The sequence below is a fragment of the Leifsonia psychrotolerans genome (genome assembly GCF_013410665.1).
GTDB classification, from domain to species: Bacteria; Actinomycetota; Actinomycetes; order Actinomycetales; family Microbacteriaceae; genus Cryobacterium; species Cryobacterium psychrotolerans_A.
In genome coordinates this window covers 593,095-607,275 of sequence record NZ_JACCFM010000001.1, presented here as the reverse complement: position 1 = coordinate 607,275, position 14,181 = coordinate 593,095, and the positions used below count along the sequence as shown (strand labels likewise).

The 14,181-nt window shown below is 63.6% G+C and carries 15 protein-coding genes; 2 read left to right on the top strand and 13 right to left on the bottom strand.

Annotated elements, in window-relative coordinates; all coding sequences use genetic code 11:
* Nucleotides 1-2: 2 nt before the first annotated feature.
* From HNR05_RS02705 to HNR05_RS02645, 13 genes are all read right to left on the bottom strand, one after another.
* On the bottom strand, nucleotides 3-425 hold the full coding sequence (locus tag HNR05_RS02705) for a flagellar export protein FliJ (RefSeq protein WP_179577626.1): 423 nt from the start codon (nucleotides 423-425) through the stop codon (nucleotides 3-5).
* On the bottom strand, nucleotides 425-1,753 hold the full coding sequence (locus HNR05_RS02700; RefSeq protein ID WP_179577625.1) for a FliI/YscN family ATPase: 1,329 nt from the start codon (nucleotides 1,751-1,753) through the stop codon (nucleotides 425-427). Before HNR05_RS02700 ends, HNR05_RS02705 begins: the two co-directional genes overlap by 1 nt.
* The gene (locus tag HNR05_RS02695; RefSeq protein ID WP_179577624.1) at nucleotides 1,750-2,355 is read right to left on the bottom strand and encodes a FliH/SctL family protein; all 606 of its coding nucleotides are present in this window, start codon (nucleotides 2,353-2,355) and stop codon (nucleotides 1,750-1,752) included. The genes HNR05_RS02700 and HNR05_RS02695 overlap by 4 nt, the downstream gene beginning before the upstream one ends.
* Nucleotides 2,348-3,367, bottom strand: a complete 1,020-nt coding sequence (fliG, locus tag HNR05_RS02690; protein WP_179577623.1) for a flagellar motor switch protein FliG — start codon at nucleotides 3,365-3,367, stop codon at nucleotides 2,348-2,350. Before fliG ends, HNR05_RS02695 begins: the two co-directional genes overlap by 8 nt.
* The gene (gene fliF, locus HNR05_RS02685) at nucleotides 3,364-4,944 is read right to left on the bottom strand and encodes a flagellar basal-body MS-ring/collar protein FliF (RefSeq protein WP_179577622.1); all 1,581 of its coding nucleotides are present in this window, start codon (nucleotides 4,942-4,944) and stop codon (nucleotides 3,364-3,366) included. The genes fliG and fliF overlap by 4 nt, the downstream gene beginning before the upstream one ends.
* Complete coding sequence (gene fliE / locus HNR05_RS02680) at nucleotides 4,944-5,249, bottom strand: flagellar hook-basal body complex protein FliE (protein WP_179577621.1); 306 nt, start codon at nucleotides 5,247-5,249, stop codon at nucleotides 4,944-4,946. Before fliE ends, fliF begins: the two co-directional genes overlap by 1 nt.
* Nucleotides 5,249-5,641, bottom strand: coding sequence for a flagellar basal body rod protein FlgC (locus HNR05_RS02675; protein ID WP_179577620.1), 393 nt, complete (start codon nucleotides 5,639-5,641; stop codon nucleotides 5,249-5,251). The genes fliE and HNR05_RS02675 overlap by 1 nt, the downstream gene beginning before the upstream one ends.
* The gene (flgB, locus tag HNR05_RS02670) at nucleotides 5,641-5,982 is read right to left on the bottom strand and encodes a flagellar basal body rod protein FlgB (protein WP_179577619.1); all 342 of its coding nucleotides are present in this window, start codon (nucleotides 5,980-5,982) and stop codon (nucleotides 5,641-5,643) included. Before flgB ends, HNR05_RS02675 begins: the two co-directional genes overlap by 1 nt.
* A 121-nt stretch (nucleotides 5,983-6,103) precedes the next feature.
* On the bottom strand, nucleotides 6,104-6,385 hold the full coding sequence (locus tag HNR05_RS02665; RefSeq protein ID WP_179577618.1) for a hypothetical protein: 282 nt from the start codon (nucleotides 6,383-6,385) through the stop codon (nucleotides 6,104-6,106).
* On the bottom strand, nucleotides 6,375-6,797 hold the full coding sequence (fliS, locus tag HNR05_RS02660; protein ID WP_179577617.1) for a flagellar export chaperone FliS: 423 nt from the start codon (nucleotides 6,795-6,797) through the stop codon (nucleotides 6,375-6,377). The genes HNR05_RS02665 and fliS overlap by 11 nt, the downstream gene beginning before the upstream one ends.
* A 41-nt stretch (nucleotides 6,798-6,838) precedes the next feature.
* Nucleotides 6,839-8,230 carry a flagellar filament capping protein FliD gene (gene fliD / locus HNR05_RS02655; RefSeq protein ID WP_179577616.1) on the bottom strand — a complete coding sequence of 464 codons (1,392 nt, stop codon included), beginning with the start codon at nucleotides 8,228-8,230 and terminating at the stop codon, nucleotides 6,839-6,841.
* Between the two features lie 135 nt (nucleotides 8,231-8,365).
* Nucleotides 8,366-9,199, bottom strand: a complete 834-nt coding sequence (locus HNR05_RS02650) for a flagellin N-terminal helical domain-containing protein (RefSeq protein WP_218868791.1) — start codon at nucleotides 9,197-9,199, stop codon at nucleotides 8,366-8,368.
* Nucleotides 9,200-9,311: 112 nt separating this feature from the next.
* Nucleotides 9,312-11,516, bottom strand: coding sequence for a transglycosylase domain-containing protein (locus tag HNR05_RS02645; protein ID WP_179577615.1), 2,205 nt, complete (start codon nucleotides 11,514-11,516; stop codon nucleotides 9,312-9,314).
* 230 nt (nucleotides 11,517-11,746) lie between these two features.
* Between HNR05_RS02645 and HNR05_RS02640 the strand changes: the two genes are divergently transcribed.
* Both HNR05_RS02640 and HNR05_RS02635 read left to right on the top strand, forming a co-directional pair.
* Complete coding sequence (locus HNR05_RS02640; protein ID WP_179577614.1) at nucleotides 11,747-12,751, top strand: PrsW family intramembrane metalloprotease; 1,005 nt, start codon at nucleotides 11,747-11,749, stop codon at nucleotides 12,749-12,751.
* A complete protein-coding gene (locus tag HNR05_RS02635) occupies nucleotides 12,748-14,175 on the top strand; it encodes an MFS transporter (protein ID WP_179577613.1) in 1,428 nt (475 codons plus the stop codon). Before HNR05_RS02640 ends, HNR05_RS02635 begins: the two co-directional genes overlap by 4 nt.
* Nucleotides 14,176-14,181: the final 6 nt, after the last annotated feature.

Here is a 14,181-nt window from a genome sequence, read left to right as displayed (position 1 = left end):
GCTTATGCCTTATCCCCGCCCCGAGAGTGGATCCCTGTCGCAATTTCGTCGATCGCGGCTTGTTCGGTGTGGCGCTCCGCCGCATCGACAGCGCTGGAATGCTTCTCTTCCAGCCGTTCTAGCCCCTTCGACCTGCTTCGAGCGGCGCTGTACGCCTCGCGCGCCTCGTTCGCCGCGTGCTCCTGCTGACGCAGGGTCGCATCGAGCTCGGCGAGCATCGAGCGCGACGATGCTCGGGCAGCGGCGACGGCCCGGAGCACGTCGACACTGGCCACTTCGTTGTCGGTTCCACCCAGCTTGCGGCGGATCTGTGCCTGGCGGGCCGCATTCTCGGCCACCCGAGCGTTGGCATCGGCGAGGGCGCCTTCGGCCTGTTCTTGTTCGAGATGGCGCAGGCGCAGCAGCCCCGCGAGAGAGAACACCATCAGTGCCCTCCCAAGGTCGAAACGAGTTGTTCCAAACGCAGCCAGGCCAGATCGGCCGGGGTGTGATCGTCCATGCTCTGACGCAGAAAACCGTCGATCGCGGCCTGATGGGTCAGCGCGGCGTCGACGAGCGGGTTGGTTCCCGGGCGGTACGCACCGATATCGATCAGGTCTTGGGCATTCTTCCGGGCGGCCATCACCGTGCGCAGCATCGTTGCCATCTCCCGCTGCGGCGCGGATGTCACCTTCGAGGCGACCCGGGAGATGGAGGCCAAACTATCGATGGCCGGGAAATGACCGGTCACGGCGAGCTTCCGGTCGAGCACGACGTGACCGTCGAGAATGGACCGGGCCGCATCCGCAATCGGCTCGTTGTGATCATCGCCGTCGACGAGCACGGTGTACATTCCGGTGATCGAACCCTGTTTCGCCGTTCCCGCACGCTCGAGAAGCTGGGCCAGCACTGAGAAGGTCGATGGCGGATAACCGCGCGTGGCCGGCGGCTCCCCCACCGAGAGACCGATCTCACGCTGGGCCATGGCCACCCGGGTGAGGGAATCCATCATGAGCATGACATCGGCACCGGTGTCACGAAACGACTCGGCAATGCGCGTCGCCACGAATGCGGCGCGCAGGCGCATGAGCGCGGGCTCATCGGATGTCGACACGACGACGACCGAGCGGGCGAGACCATCGGGGCCGAGGTCGTCCTCCAGAAACTCGCGCACCTCACGCCCGCGCTCTCCCACCAGGGCGATGACCGATACTTCGGCATCCGTTCCCCGGGCAATCATCGACAGCAGCGAGGACTTTCCGACTCCCGAGCCGGCGAACAGACCCATGCGCTGGCCGCGACCGATGGTCGTCAAGGTGTCGAGCACACGCACGCCAAGCTGGACCGGTGTGTCGATGCGGCTGCGATGCATGGCCGACGGTGATGCGTTGCTGAGTGAGACGAAACGATCGACGGTGAGCGGACCGAGCCCGTCGATCGGTCGACCCAAACCGTCGAGAACACGTCCAAACAATCCGGCACCGGTCGGCACCAAGACCGGCCTGCCGCTCGAACGAGCTGCCGAGCCGACGAAGATGCCATGTAGGCGCCCGAGCGGCATGCAACGCACGCCCGCGGTCGTCGTCGCGACGACCTCCGCTTCGACAGGGTGTGTGTCGCCGATGCTCACCAGATCACCGACAGCGCAGCGCAAACCGGCAATCTCAACACTCAACCCCACGACGGCCGTGACACTCCCCACGCGTTCGGGTGCTGCGGCCGAGAGTGCGTCAGCAAAACGGGCTCCGCGGGGCCGAAATCCCACGGTGGTCAACGCGACGATCCGACCAGCGCAGCGCGGGCACGCTCGAGGGCACTGGCGATCTGAACGTCCAGATAGCCCACCGGCAACTCAACGATGGCATCGCCGGGCCGCAGCGCGGTGTCGGCCACCAACGGCACTCCCACATCGTCCGAGTCGCTCGCGCGAAGCACCTCGAGATCGTTCGGATGGAGTCGAATCGACACAGCGAAGCGGGCGTCGTCCTGCCCGAGCGCCCGCACCAGCGCGGTTCGGGCACTCGTCTCGCCGCGACTGAGCTCGCTGCCCAGCACCGCCTCTGCCAGTTCAAGACTGGCGACCGCCAACGCACTCTCGACCGACTCGATCGTTTCAACCACGCGGGCGTGCAGCGCCGAGGTCGCGGCTGCGAGCACGGCGCGCCCGTGCGCCAGCAGTTCGCCGTCACGCGCGCGCTGCGCGTCGGCCGCAGACTGTCGGGCCAGCTCGCGAACCGCCGATTCCTGCTCGGCACGACGAATCCCCTCGGCATAGCCGGCAGCGTGACCGCGCGTGCGTGCCGACGCCAGCTCACGTTCGGCGTCGATGCTGCGAATCGTCGGAAAAGCAGTTGTCGTAAAGGCGGGGCTACTCAACGAAGCCGTCCTCCTCGCTGCGGTGCACGGTGATCGTGCCGCTCTGCTCCAGTTCACGGATCGCACGCACCACCGCAGCTCTGGCCTCTTCGACCTGCGATTTGCGCGACGGTCCCATCGAGTCGAGCTCGTCGGTCAAGAGTTCGCGGTTGCGTTCGGAGAGATTGTCGCGAATCGTCTGCTGCACATTCTCTGCCGAGCCCTTCATCGCCATCGCCAGAATCGTCATGTCGATGCCGCGCAGCACATTCTGCACATCGCGAGCCTCCAGCTTGACGATGTCAGCAAAGGTGAGCAGCCGTGAGCGAATCTCTTCGGCCAGCTCCGGATCCCGGGCGTCGAGCCCTTCGAGCAGGGCGCGTTCCATTGCGACGTCGGCTCGGTTGATGATGTCGACGAGCGGCTGAACGCCCCCGACGACCTCAAACGAGTTCTGGGGAGCAACGACGGCGGCAGCACGAGACTTGAGGCTGCCGGCGACGAGTGCGATCGACTCCGGAGTTGCACTCGTCATTGTCGCGATGCACTGTGCGACATCGGTACGCAGATCATCGTGAAGGCCGCCGAGCACAGCGGATGCGTGGGCCGGGCGCAGGTGGGCGACAACGAGCGCGATGGTCTGTGCCATTTCGCCGTCGAGCAATGTCGCGATCTGCCCGGGCTCGGCGCTGTCGAGAAACTCGAACGCTTTACCGGCCATGTTGGAGGCGACCCGATTCATGACGCCGGCCGCCCGCTCGGCTCCGAACGAGAGTTCAAGCAGGCCCGTGGCGAAGTCGGTGCCGCCGCGCGCGGCGAGCCGACCGGTCGAGACCATGGCGTTGAACTCGGCGAGGGTGTTCTCGGCCACGTCGGCGTCGACTCGACGCAAGCGCACAATCTCGGCGGTGATGTCGGTTGCCTCGGCCTCGGTGAATTGGGCCATCACCGTCGCTGCGACCGCGGATTCCAGGTTCATTAGAACGACGGCGACCTTCTGGGTGCCGGTCAGAGCAGACTTCGAGTCGATCATGCGCCCTGCCTCTCATCCATCAGGCCACGCAGCAGCGCCGCGGTCTTCTCCGGGTTCTGGCTGGCCAGCTGGGAGATACTTCGTCGGTTCAGATCCATGCTGTTCGGTTCAGGTTCGGGCATCAGCACGGGCGGAGGTTGAACCTCGATCGCACGCTGCGGGACGGCGGGCAGTACCTCGGTCAGGAGAGGGACGTCGTCGAGCTCAACCGGCGTACGTTCCTCTTTCGAACGACGCATGAACAGCACGAGCGCCAGGATGATCGGCGTCAGGATGCCCAACACGATCATTCCGGTACGAATCAGGCCGGCGGTTCGGTCTGCCGCTGCCGCCTGCTCAGCGGCGGCGAGAGCCTGAGTGGCCCCTGCTGCGGCCGACGCGTTGAAGGCGACAGTCTTGACGGTGACCGCGTCACCGCGCTTCGCGTCAATACCGGCCGCGGCCGTGACCAGCGCGGCGATTTCGGCGTTACTGACACTGGGCGAGGCATCTTTGTTGATCGCCACTGACACGGTTTGGCGAGCCACGGCGCCGGCCGGAACCGTGCGTGACTCCGATACTTTGTTCACCGCGTTGTCGCGCACCGTCGCCTCGGAGTTGTAGGTGCCGTCGCCGGAGCCGCCATTGGGTACGGCGATGTTGTCCGGTCCGAGCACACCCCCGGTTGCGGTGCCGTTCCCGGTTCCGGTGTAGGTCTCGGTGTTTTTCGATTCGCTCAGCGGAGACACCTCGGGTGACTGCGTGAATGTCTCGGTGATAACTTCGGCCGACTCTGCGCTGATCGTCGCCGATACGGCGACGGTCGAGTTGCCGGAACCGACAATCCGGTCGAGCATCACCTGCACGGCGGACTGCACCCGGCCCTCGTAAGCGGACGTCTGTTTGTCGGAGCTGCCGGTCGCACCCGTTCCCACGGCGGAAAGCACGGTGCCGTTCGAGTCGATGACGGCGACATCCGTTGCCTTCATTCCTTCGATCGAGGCACTCGTGAGATGAACGATGGCTGTCACCTGATCGGTCGACAGCGTCACCCCGTTCTGCGTCTCAACGAAGACGGATGCCGTCGGGTCGAGTTTGCTCACGACGAAGACCGTCTCTTCAGGAATCGCAAGTTTTACCGAGGCGAGCTTGACGCCCTTCATCGCTCCGATGGTCGCCGCAAGCTCGCCCTCGAGCGCACGCTTGTACGTCACCGACTGCTGAAACTCGCTCGTGGTGACCCCCATGGTGTCGAGCAGCGCGTACCCGCCGGTCGAGGACGACGGCATGCCTGACGCGGCCGCGGCAAGCCGCTGATTGTAGACCTCGGCTTCGGGAACCAGGATCGTCGAGCCGCCGTTCGTCAGTTCGAACTGCACGTTTGACGAACGGAGCTGCTCGACGATCGTGCTCGCGTCTGCTGCACTCAACCCGGAGAACAGCGGGGTGAGGGTGGGCCTGGTGATCCAGGTTCCGAGTGCGATAGCACCGAGCACGAGCACGGCGACACCGATGATCGTGACGGTGCGCTGCGCCGCAGAGAACCCCCCGGCGACACCCTTTGCTCGTGAAAAAAACGACGTGAGTGTGCGTTGCACTAGGCCTGCATCCTCATGATCTCAGTGAATGCGTCGACGCCCTTGTTGCGCACTGCAGCGACGAGTTCAAGCGTGACCTGGGCACGCGTGGAAGCGAGAGTCGCATTATGGATGTCGTCAAGGTTGCCCGTCACGGCCTGCAGAGCCAACGTCTTTGACTCGGCCTGGAGGGCCTGGGCTGCGTCCACGGCTCCGGCCAACGACGTGGCAAAGCCGGAACCGTCAGTGGGTTCGGCACGCATGGTCGGTGAGACGTAGCCAGTGGCCGTGACACCGGAGACGGCGGCGAGGGCGGCGAGGGGCATTAGTTACGTCCGATCTGTAGTGCAGCTTCGTAGGAGCCTTTCGCGCGGTCGACGACAGCGGCGTTTGCCTGGTATCCACGCTGGGCCAAGATGAGCTGGCTCATCTGCGATCCCATATCGATGTCGGGGTAGCGAACGTAGCCCTTGGCATCGGCGAGAGGATTCGTCGGCTCGTAGGCGAGACGACCCTCGGGATCTCCAAAAGCAGCACCAGCCACAAAGACACCGCCCTGCCCGGCTCCGGCCTCAGCCACGATATACCGAGCCTGAAACGCCGCACCGTCGGTCGAGGTGGCGGTGTTCACATTCGCGAGGTTGTCGGCGATGGCATCAAGCCACTTACGGTGCAGCGACAGCGCGCTTCCGGCGATGCCGATTGCGTCGAATGTCATCAGTTGGTCTTCAGCGCTGTGCGGATCGACGTGAACTGCCCACCGATGGCCTGAGTGGCGAATTGGTAGCGCAAAACCGTGTCGACGTTCGACAGAGTCTCGGTGTCGAGATTGACGTTATTGCCGTTGAGCTGCGTGGGCTCCAACGAGGGCTGCGTCGTGGCGACGACGCGGCCGTTGCCCGTGTCGATCGACTTCGCAAGGGCGTCTTCGAACTGCACTCGCTGCGCGCGGTAGTTCGGGGTGTTGACATTGGCGATGTTGTTGGCAATCGCGCGCTGGCGCTGCGACAGCCCATCAAGCGCGCTGCCCAACGCGACAGCGGTCACGGAATCGAACACGACGTACCCATTTCAGGTCGAGAAGCTGCGCGGCCGATCCGTGGCCCAAGGATGAGCGATCCATGCTCACCTCTTGCTATCGACCGTTTCTTGCCCCCCGTTAGACGGGCACGATAAATAGCTAGCCCGTGACGTCGAGATAGATCGATCGGGGCTGGGGACTCGGTACCGAGCGCACTGCATTCAGTTGCTTCGCCGTGGCAACGAGCTCTGCCTCCATGACCTGAATCTGCACGTGCTGTGCATCAAGCAACCGTCGAGCCCGACCATCGAATTCGCTCGGAAGGGCGCCGAGACCCGGAGGCGGCACCCACGCCACGCTGTCCGACATCGTGCTCTCGCTGTCGAAAACCAGTGCGGTTTCCAGCTCCGTCAGAAAGACGTCCCAGCGCTCAAGCGACATTCCAGCCCCCGGCGTTCGGCGTCGGAGCGCCGGGCGACGGCAGCGCGCCCGCCGCTTCATGCCAGGTGGCGCGCAACGGCTCGAGGTGAGAAATGCATTCGTGCGTCAGAGCGATGTCCCGGTTCACGTTCGCGTTGATCAAAGCACTGTTGACATAGGCGTAGAGGGCGAAAAGGCCCTCCGCGCCAGACCATGCTGTGAGGTCGAGCGAGGACTGCAGTTCCGCCACGATGTCCTGTGCATGCAGCAGTTGCTCGGACGCCTTCGTCCAGTCGCCGACGGTCTGCGCGGCTTCAGCCCGATGCAGGTCAAGCAGTAGGCGATCGTAGAGCATCGTCAGAAGCTGTGTCGGCGTGGCCGACTGGATCGCATTTCTGTTGTACTGGGCGAGTTGGTTCGCTGCACGTGACATGGGTTCTGGACGCCGGGGCGCCGCTCTCCGATCGGGTGGGATTACTTGTTGCTGGAGTTCCAGCTCGGAAGACCTGAGATCTGCGAGGCCAGGTAGCTGGACTGGCTGTTCATCTTGCCCAGGGCAACCTCAAGCGCCGCATAGGTGCGCTTCAAGGTGCTCTCCCGGGCAGCGAGCCGACGATCCCAGGAGTCGACCTGCTTGTTCATGGTTTTGACCAGTGATTCCTGACTGGTGATCTGGTTGGTCAGCAGTCCCTGGTATTTATCGGAGATCGAGGCAGCAGCGGTTTCGACCCGGCCGGCGATCGTTGCGATCATTCCTTCGGCCTTCGCCGGGTTGGCGGCCAGCGCCGCAGCGAACTTTTCGGCGTCGAAGACAAGCGAGCCGTCTGCGCTGAAGCTGATTCCGACCTCGGACGGCGAGAACCCATCGATCGGCTGGCCCACCGCAGAGACAATGCTCTGCTTGATGGATTTGATCGTGCTGTTACTGGAGAACGTTCCCAGAGCCGTCACCACCGTGCCATCGGCCTCGGTCTTCTGCGTGGTGAGCGACTTGGCCGTAATTGTTCCGAAGATCGCCGACAGCGCATCGGTCAGTTCCTTGACTGTCGCCGTGGATGCCTCGGCGTTGCGCCCCACCATGAGTGAGACGGGGCCGGCCGACACGGCGGTCACCGTGACTGCGACGCCCGGAAGGAGCTCGGCGAACGTGTTGGTCGCCGACGAGATCGTCTGTTCCGCCGCGGTTCCAGCCCACAGTTTCACTTCGGCATTCTGGGCATCGCGAATCACTGCTCCGCCGTCATCCAGCAGATTCGTCGCCGTACCGCCATCGACGGCCGTGGCCGTGCCCCGAAAAACGGTGAAAGCTGCCGCGTCGCCGCTCGTCGACGACACCATCTGCAGGCGATACTGGGGAATCCCCCCGGCATCCACCCCACTCGCCACCTTGGTGGCCGACACGCCCGCTCCGGCAGAGTTGATGGCTCGCACCACATCGTCGAGCGACCCCGATGCCGCGACGACCTGGGTTTTTGTCCCGTCCTGGGCGACGAAAGTGAGAGTGGCCGGATCGTCGGGCCAAGCCGACATCGGCCCGCTGACCATGGTCTGTGCCTGCGCCAGCTGCGAGACAACGATGTCGACGCTGCCCGCGGCTGCGCTGCTGCTGGCCGTGCCCGTGGCGGCTGGTGATGAGCTCGTGACGGTGAACGCCTGCAACGCGGTGGGCAGCGTGACCTTCTTGGCCAGCGCGGCCAGCGCAGCAATCTTGCCATTCAACGCTTGCAAGTCGGTGATCTTCGACTGAGCGCCGGTGACTTTCGCCTGCAGCAATGTCTTCGGAATAGCCTCAACCTGCATCAGGGAGGCAATCAGCGCGGTGGTGTTCAGACCGCTGGCAAGGCCATCGAGCGCGAGGTTTCCCACGGAGTTCCAATCTGGTCGTGCAATCGAGTCGAGTAACGAATGACGTCGGGTGATGCGACGAAAGAGCCTGGCGGCTCGGCGGGGCGTAATCCCCCTCCCGGATGCCGCCAGGCTCTTTCAGTAGAAGCTTCGGGTTTAGCCGAGGAGCTTCAGAACGCCCTGGTTGGACTGGTTCGCCTGCGCGAGCATGGCGGTGCCGGCCTGCGACAGGATGTTCGCACGGGTGTAGTTGACCATCTCGGAAGCCATGTCGGTGTCGCGGATGCGCGACTCGGCGGCGGCCAGGTTCTCAGCGGAAACGTTGAGGCTGTTGATGGTCGACTCGAAGCGGTTCTGCACGGCACCCAGGTCGGCACGAGCGGTCGAGATCGCCGTGATCTGCGCGTCGATAGCGACGATCGACGTTGCGGCATTTGCCGAGGTGGCGAACGTCAGCGCGCTGACAGCGGTTGCAACCGTGGTGGTGTTCGCACCGGCGAGGCTGATGCTGATCTGGTCCTCGGCAGCAATGCCACCGGCGCCGACCTGGAAGGTCAGAGCGGTTGCGGAGCCATCGAGCAGCTTGATGCCGTTGAAGTTCGTGGCGGCACCGATACGGGTGAGCTCCGATGCGAGCGCGTCGGATTCGGTCTTGATCGCCGCACGCGAGTCATCGTTGTTCGAGTCGTTGCCGGCCTGAACTGCAAGGTCACGCACGCGCTGCAGGATCGAGTGGACCTCGGTCAGGGCGCCTTCTGTGGTCTGGATGACCGAGATGCCGTCCTGAGCGTTACGGGCTGCAACCTTGCTGCCGTTGACCTGCGCACGCAAGCCTTCGGAGATGGCCAGGCCGGCTGCATCATCAGCGGCACGGTTGATACGCAGGCCGCTGGAGAGCTTCTCGAGCGACTTCGAGAGTGCGTTCTGCGTGTTGGACAGGTTGCGGTAAGCGTTGTTTGCCGCGGTGTTCGTGTTGATCTGCATTCCCATGAGAAACTTCTTCCTTGAGCTGGGGTGTACCGGCCCATCCATGGGCCTTCACAACCCACCATCGACCAGGGGCACCCCGGCGTAAGAAGCGAAAGGAAGTTTTTTCTGTGTCCTATTGGGTCGCAGAGGGACCGCCGGCAGAGACCACCGCATTAGCCGACGAGCTCGGGAAGCTTCCGCCGCCATATTTCGCGTTCGCCACCGACATGACCATCGGCCACATCCGATGCCGAGCGGTCGCGGCTTGGCCGCTGTCGAAGTAGGAGGCCCGCTGGTCTTGGGCGCCGGTGAGACTCACGACGGCGACGACGGTGGCCACCGTGGTGCTCGCCCCGCTCATCCAGGTGTCTTTGTTGCCGTCGGTCGTTCCCGTCTTACCGATCATCGGAACGCGCGGACCCGTGCTTTGGTACGACTGCACAGCAGTACCCTGTGTCATCACAAGCTGCAGGGCATAGTCCATCGCACCGGCCACAGCCGGAGTGACGGATTCCGTGCACGTCGAGGGAGGTACCGGCACGGCGGCCCCATTCGCGCCGACGATCTTGTCGATGGCGATCGGCGTGCAGGTGACCCCGTTGTTCGCGATCCCCGCGAACGCCACGGCGACCGAGAGCGGTGCCACCTCGTTTGTGCCGATCACCGAGGCAGCGCTCTGTACGAGAGGGGTGCCATCCGCCCGATGCATGTCGAAGGCTTGAGCCGTCTTGCGGATGCCGCACAGGTCAAGTTTCTTCGCCATGCCGATGTAGCCGGTGTTGATCGAGTCGATTGTCGACTGCAACGCGGAATAGTGCGAGCCGGTCTCGCTCGACGAGTCGTTCTGTGGCGACCAATGCTCACTGTCGTAGTTCTGCGGCCCCAGGCAGCTGTCTTGGAATGTTCCCCAGCTGGCCTTGACTCGCGAGTCGACCGTTTGGTTCAACGTATGACCCTCTTTCAGCCATTCGGCGAGGGTGAATACCTTGTAGGTCGACCCGGGTTGGAAGCCATCCGAGCCACCATAGTCATAGTCGGTGTTGTAGTTGATGGCCGTGTAGTTCGGGCCCGTTGCAAGCACGGCGGGGTCCTGGCTATAGTCCTTGTTCTGGGCCATCGCCAACACACGCCCCGTTCCCACCTGCACACTCGTGACGACCCCGCCGACATCCCAGCCGGGGAAGGTCTGGGGCACGTTCTGAGCAATCGCGTTCACCGCCGCGTTCTGGAGGTCGAGGTCCAGTGAGGTGTATACGTCGTAGCCGCCACGCTTGAAGTTGAGCATTCTGGCATCGACATTCGCACCGAAGGTCGGGTCGTTCTGCAGAATGTGCGTCACATAGTCGCAGAAGAAAGCGCTGGCTCCCGCTGTCTGACACCCTGTGCTCGGCTCGTGGATGCTGGGTTCGATGGGCGTCTTGATCGCCGCCTCATACGCGGCGCGGGTGATTTTTTTGTATTTGAGCACCGCACCGAGGATGTAGTCGCGGCGCGCCTTATTGGCGGCGTAGCCGTTCTTGGCCCCGTTGGTCGGGCTCTCGGGTTGGTCGAGCTCAAACTTGACCGGATTGTTCACAATGGCAATCAGGCTCGCGGCCTGAGGCAGCGTGAGCGCCGCGGCCGTCGTGCCGTAGTAGTAGTTCGCCGCCGCTTCGATGCCGTACACGGTTCCACCGAAACCGGTGATGTTCAGGTAGCCCTGCAGGATCTGATCTTTCGTGTACTTCTTTTCGAGGCCGATCGCCAAACGCATTTCTTTGAGCTTGCGGTCAACCGTGGTCTCTGTGGCGTCGGTGTAACAGGTTGTTTCTGATTTCTGGCTGCTGAGCAGGTCGCATTTCTGAACCAACACGTTCTTCACATACTGCTGCGTGATCGAGGAACCCCCCTGAGTCTGCCCGCCGGTGATCATGCTCATTATTGCGCGCAGCGTGCCCTGGAGGTCGATTCCGCCGTGCTCGTAGAAGCGAGGGTCTTCACCGGCGACCAGTGCGTCTTTCACAAATTGGCTGACCTGATCCGATGCCACGTCTACGCGATTCTGGTCATAGAACGACGCCAGCAAGACTGGAGTGCCGTCATCCTGAGTCGCGTAAATGTTGCTCTTCTGCGCGAGCGGTCCGATCGCCAGATAGTCGGGCAGGTTGTCGAAATCGGTGATTCCGTTTGACGCAGCGATGCCGGCCAGGGCGAGCGGCGGCGCGACAGCAACAGTCACGAGCACGGCGAGCGCGAGGCTGAGCCCAATGCCACCCATCAGCCCGCCGAACACTCCGAGCGTGGAGCGCCGTTTCGTTTCGGCTGGGGGGCGAGCGGAGGAAGCAGCGATGGTCCTCACCCCTCACTTGAGTGTTCACGAATGATTGTTTTATGGAACATCAGGCGAGTGCCGATGTCCAGCGCTCCGGCACAGGATGTGAGGATTACCAGGCTTTCGCCGGGAACGCTGAATGGTGGCTGGTGCACTGGTCGGCATTCGTTCTTGACCGCAGTTGGGCCACGAGGCCACTATGGGCACGGATGGCGCTGTTCGGCGCCGGGTTCGGCAGCCGATGAGGAGCGTCTGAGATGAGTTCAACGATTCAGAGTCCGATTCTGATATCCGCCGCTCACCCACATCACCGTCACGGCTGGTGGTGGAAGACCTTTCTGGTGGGAGTTGCACTCTGGGGAATCACCATCGGGGTGACGGCCATGACTCTCAACAGCAACCTCATCCCCACCCTGATTCTGCTCGGTAGTTTCCTCGTGCCGTTCTGCGTCGTGCTGTTTGTGATGGAGCGCACAATGGACACCATCAGCACGATGCAGATCCTCCTCGCCTTCTTCGTCGGCGGCATGTGCGGGGTGCTCGGTGCCTCTCTGCTCGAAGTCAGCCTGCAGCCGACTGTGTTCACCTATGTCGGCGTCGGCTTCATCGAAGAATTCGTCAAGGGTGTGATCCTCGTGATCATTGGCTGGAAGGTCATGCTCAAGACAGCCGGCCAGGGTGCGCTGCTCGGCGCAACGGTCGGTGCGGGCTTCGCCGCTTTCGAATCGGCGGGCTACGCCCTCAACGCAGCGATCACGTCGCAGGGTCTCGACCTGGTCTCGCTGTTGCAGACCGAAGTGCTGCGCGCACTCTTGACTCCGGTGGGCCATGTGCTGTGGACGGCGATCCTCGGTGCCGCGTTGTTTGGTGCAGCACGCGGGCAACGGCGCTATCGTGTCTCGTTCGGTCTCGTGGGCGCTTTCGTCGGCGTCGCTCTGCTGCACGCGCTCTGGGATTCAATGAGCGGTATCACCGCGGTCGTCGCCCTGCTGTTCACCGGTACCACCGTTCGAGATCTCACGTTCGGATTCATCCCACCAGGCTCGGCTCAGGAGGCCCAGTCCCTCGCCTCGGTGCTCTACGTCCTCGGGGTGATCATCGCCGCCGCACTGGGCGTCGTCATGCTCTGGCTCATTCTGCGCTTCCACCGGCGTGCAGACCGTCGCCGGGAAGCCGCTCTTTCACCGATGGACGCCGAGGCACGGGTTCTCGATCCGGCGCGCGAGGGCGACGACGCGAGTGAGGCCGTTGCTCACGAATGACCGTGACAGGTGGAGTCGGATTCCGCTCAGAACGTGGACCTATTCTGATCTCGCTCATGCTGACGACGGGCCTTGTCGCGATCGACTCGACAATTCTCGCCACGGCCGTGCCGTCGATCGTGGCCGACCTCGGTGGTTTCGCCCAGTTCCCCTGGCTCTTCTCGGTCTATCTCCTCGCGCAAGCCGTCACTGTTCCGGTCTACGCGAAGCTCTCCGACACCCTCGGCCGTAAACCGATCCTACTGATCGGTATCGGGCTGTTCCTGCTCGGCTCTGTGCTCAGCGGCTTCGCCTGGAGCATGCCGGCACTGATCGCCTTCCGCGCCATCCAGGGTCTCGGCGCCGGCGCCGTACAACCGATGGCGACGACAATCGCCGGCGACATCTACACGGTCGCCGAACGAGCCAAGGCTCAGGGGTACCTGGCGAGCGTTTGGGCTGTCTCGTCCGTTGTCGGGCCGACTCTCGGTGGCCTGTTTTCGGAATTCGCCACCTGGCGCTGGATCTTCTTCGTCAACGTTCCGCTCTGCCTCATTGCGGCGTGGATGCTCACCCGCCACCTTCACGAAAAGATCGAACGTCGTTCACACCGGGTCGACTATGCCGGCGCCGTTCTGCTCACCCTGGGCCTCACCGCACTCATTCTGGCGGTACTCGAGGGCGGGCAAGCGTGGGCCTGGGGCTCGCCGCAGAGTATCGGAATCTTCACCCTCGGCATCCTGCTGTTGGCGGCCTTCGTCATCGTGGAGCGGCGTGCCGCCGAACCGATCCTGCCACTGTGGGTGTTCTCCCGTCGACTGCTGCTCACGACAACACTCGTCGCGCTCGGCGTCGGAGCGATCTTGATCGGGCTCACCTCCTACGTGCCGACGTATCTGGAAGGCTCCCTGGGCGTCACTCCCCTCATCTCGGGTCTCGCCCTGGCCGCGCTGACGATCGGCTGGCCGATTTCGGCCTCACTCTCGGGCCGGTTCTATCTGCGCATCGGTTTTCGCAGCACGGTACTTCTTGGCATGGCGATCACACTGGTCGGCACGCTCTCCCTTGTGCTGTTCGCCCGCACGCCCGATCTGCTCGCGGTCGCGCTCGGTTGCTTCGTGATCGGTCTCGGCCTGGGCCTGAGTGCGACGCCGAGCCTCATCGCCGCCCAATCGAGCGTTCCGTGGAACGAACGCGGTGTCGTCACGGGCACGAACATGTTCGCTCGCTCAATCGGTAGCGCTATCGGAGTCGCGATCTTCGGGGCGATCGCGAACGCGATCTTTGCGGCATCCGCCGCCGGAGCGCGCAATCCGACCGTGGTCACCGAAGCCGGAGCGAGTGTCTTCCTGGCTGTTCTCGTCGCCGCTGCTCTCACCGTCGTTGCGGGCCTGGCCATGCCGCGGGCGCGCGTCGAAGACGTCGAGCTGCACACGACGCGGTGAGGGAAT

Bases quoted from the DNA above. Each gene is read 5' to 3' on its own strand.
- HNR05_RS02705 (WP_179577626.1), bottom strand. From the start codon at position 425: ATGGTGTTCTCTCTCGCGGGGCTGCTGCGCCTGCGCCATCTCGAACAA.
- fliG (WP_179577623.1), bottom strand. From the start codon at position 3,367: ATGATCGACTCGAAGTCTGCTCTGACCGGCACCCAGAAGGTCGCCGTC.
- fliE (WP_179577621.1), bottom strand. From the start codon at position 5,249: ATGCCCCTCGCCGCCCTCGCCGCCGTCTCCGGTGTCACGGCCACTGGC.
- HNR05_RS02675 (WP_179577620.1), bottom strand. From the start codon at position 5,641: ATGACATTCGACGCAATCGGCATCGCCGGAAGCGCGCTGTCGCTGCAC.
- HNR05_RS02665 (WP_179577618.1), bottom strand. From the start codon at position 6,385: ATGTCGCTTGAGCGCTGGGACGTCTTTCTGACGGAGCTGGAAACCGCA.
- fliS (WP_179577617.1), bottom strand. From the start codon at position 6,797: ATGTCACGTGCAGCGAACCAACTCGCCCAGTACAACAGAAATGCGATC.
- HNR05_RS02650 (WP_218868791.1), bottom strand. From the start codon at position 9,199: ATGGGAATGCAGATCAACACGAACACCGCGGCAAACAACGCTTACCGC.
- HNR05_RS02640 (WP_179577614.1), top strand. From the start codon at position 11,747: ATGAGTTCAACGATTCAGAGTCCGATTCTGATATCCGCCGCTCACCCA.
- HNR05_RS02635 (WP_179577613.1), top strand. From the start codon at position 12,748: ATGACCGTGACAGGTGGAGTCGGATTCCGCTCAGAACGTGGACCTATT.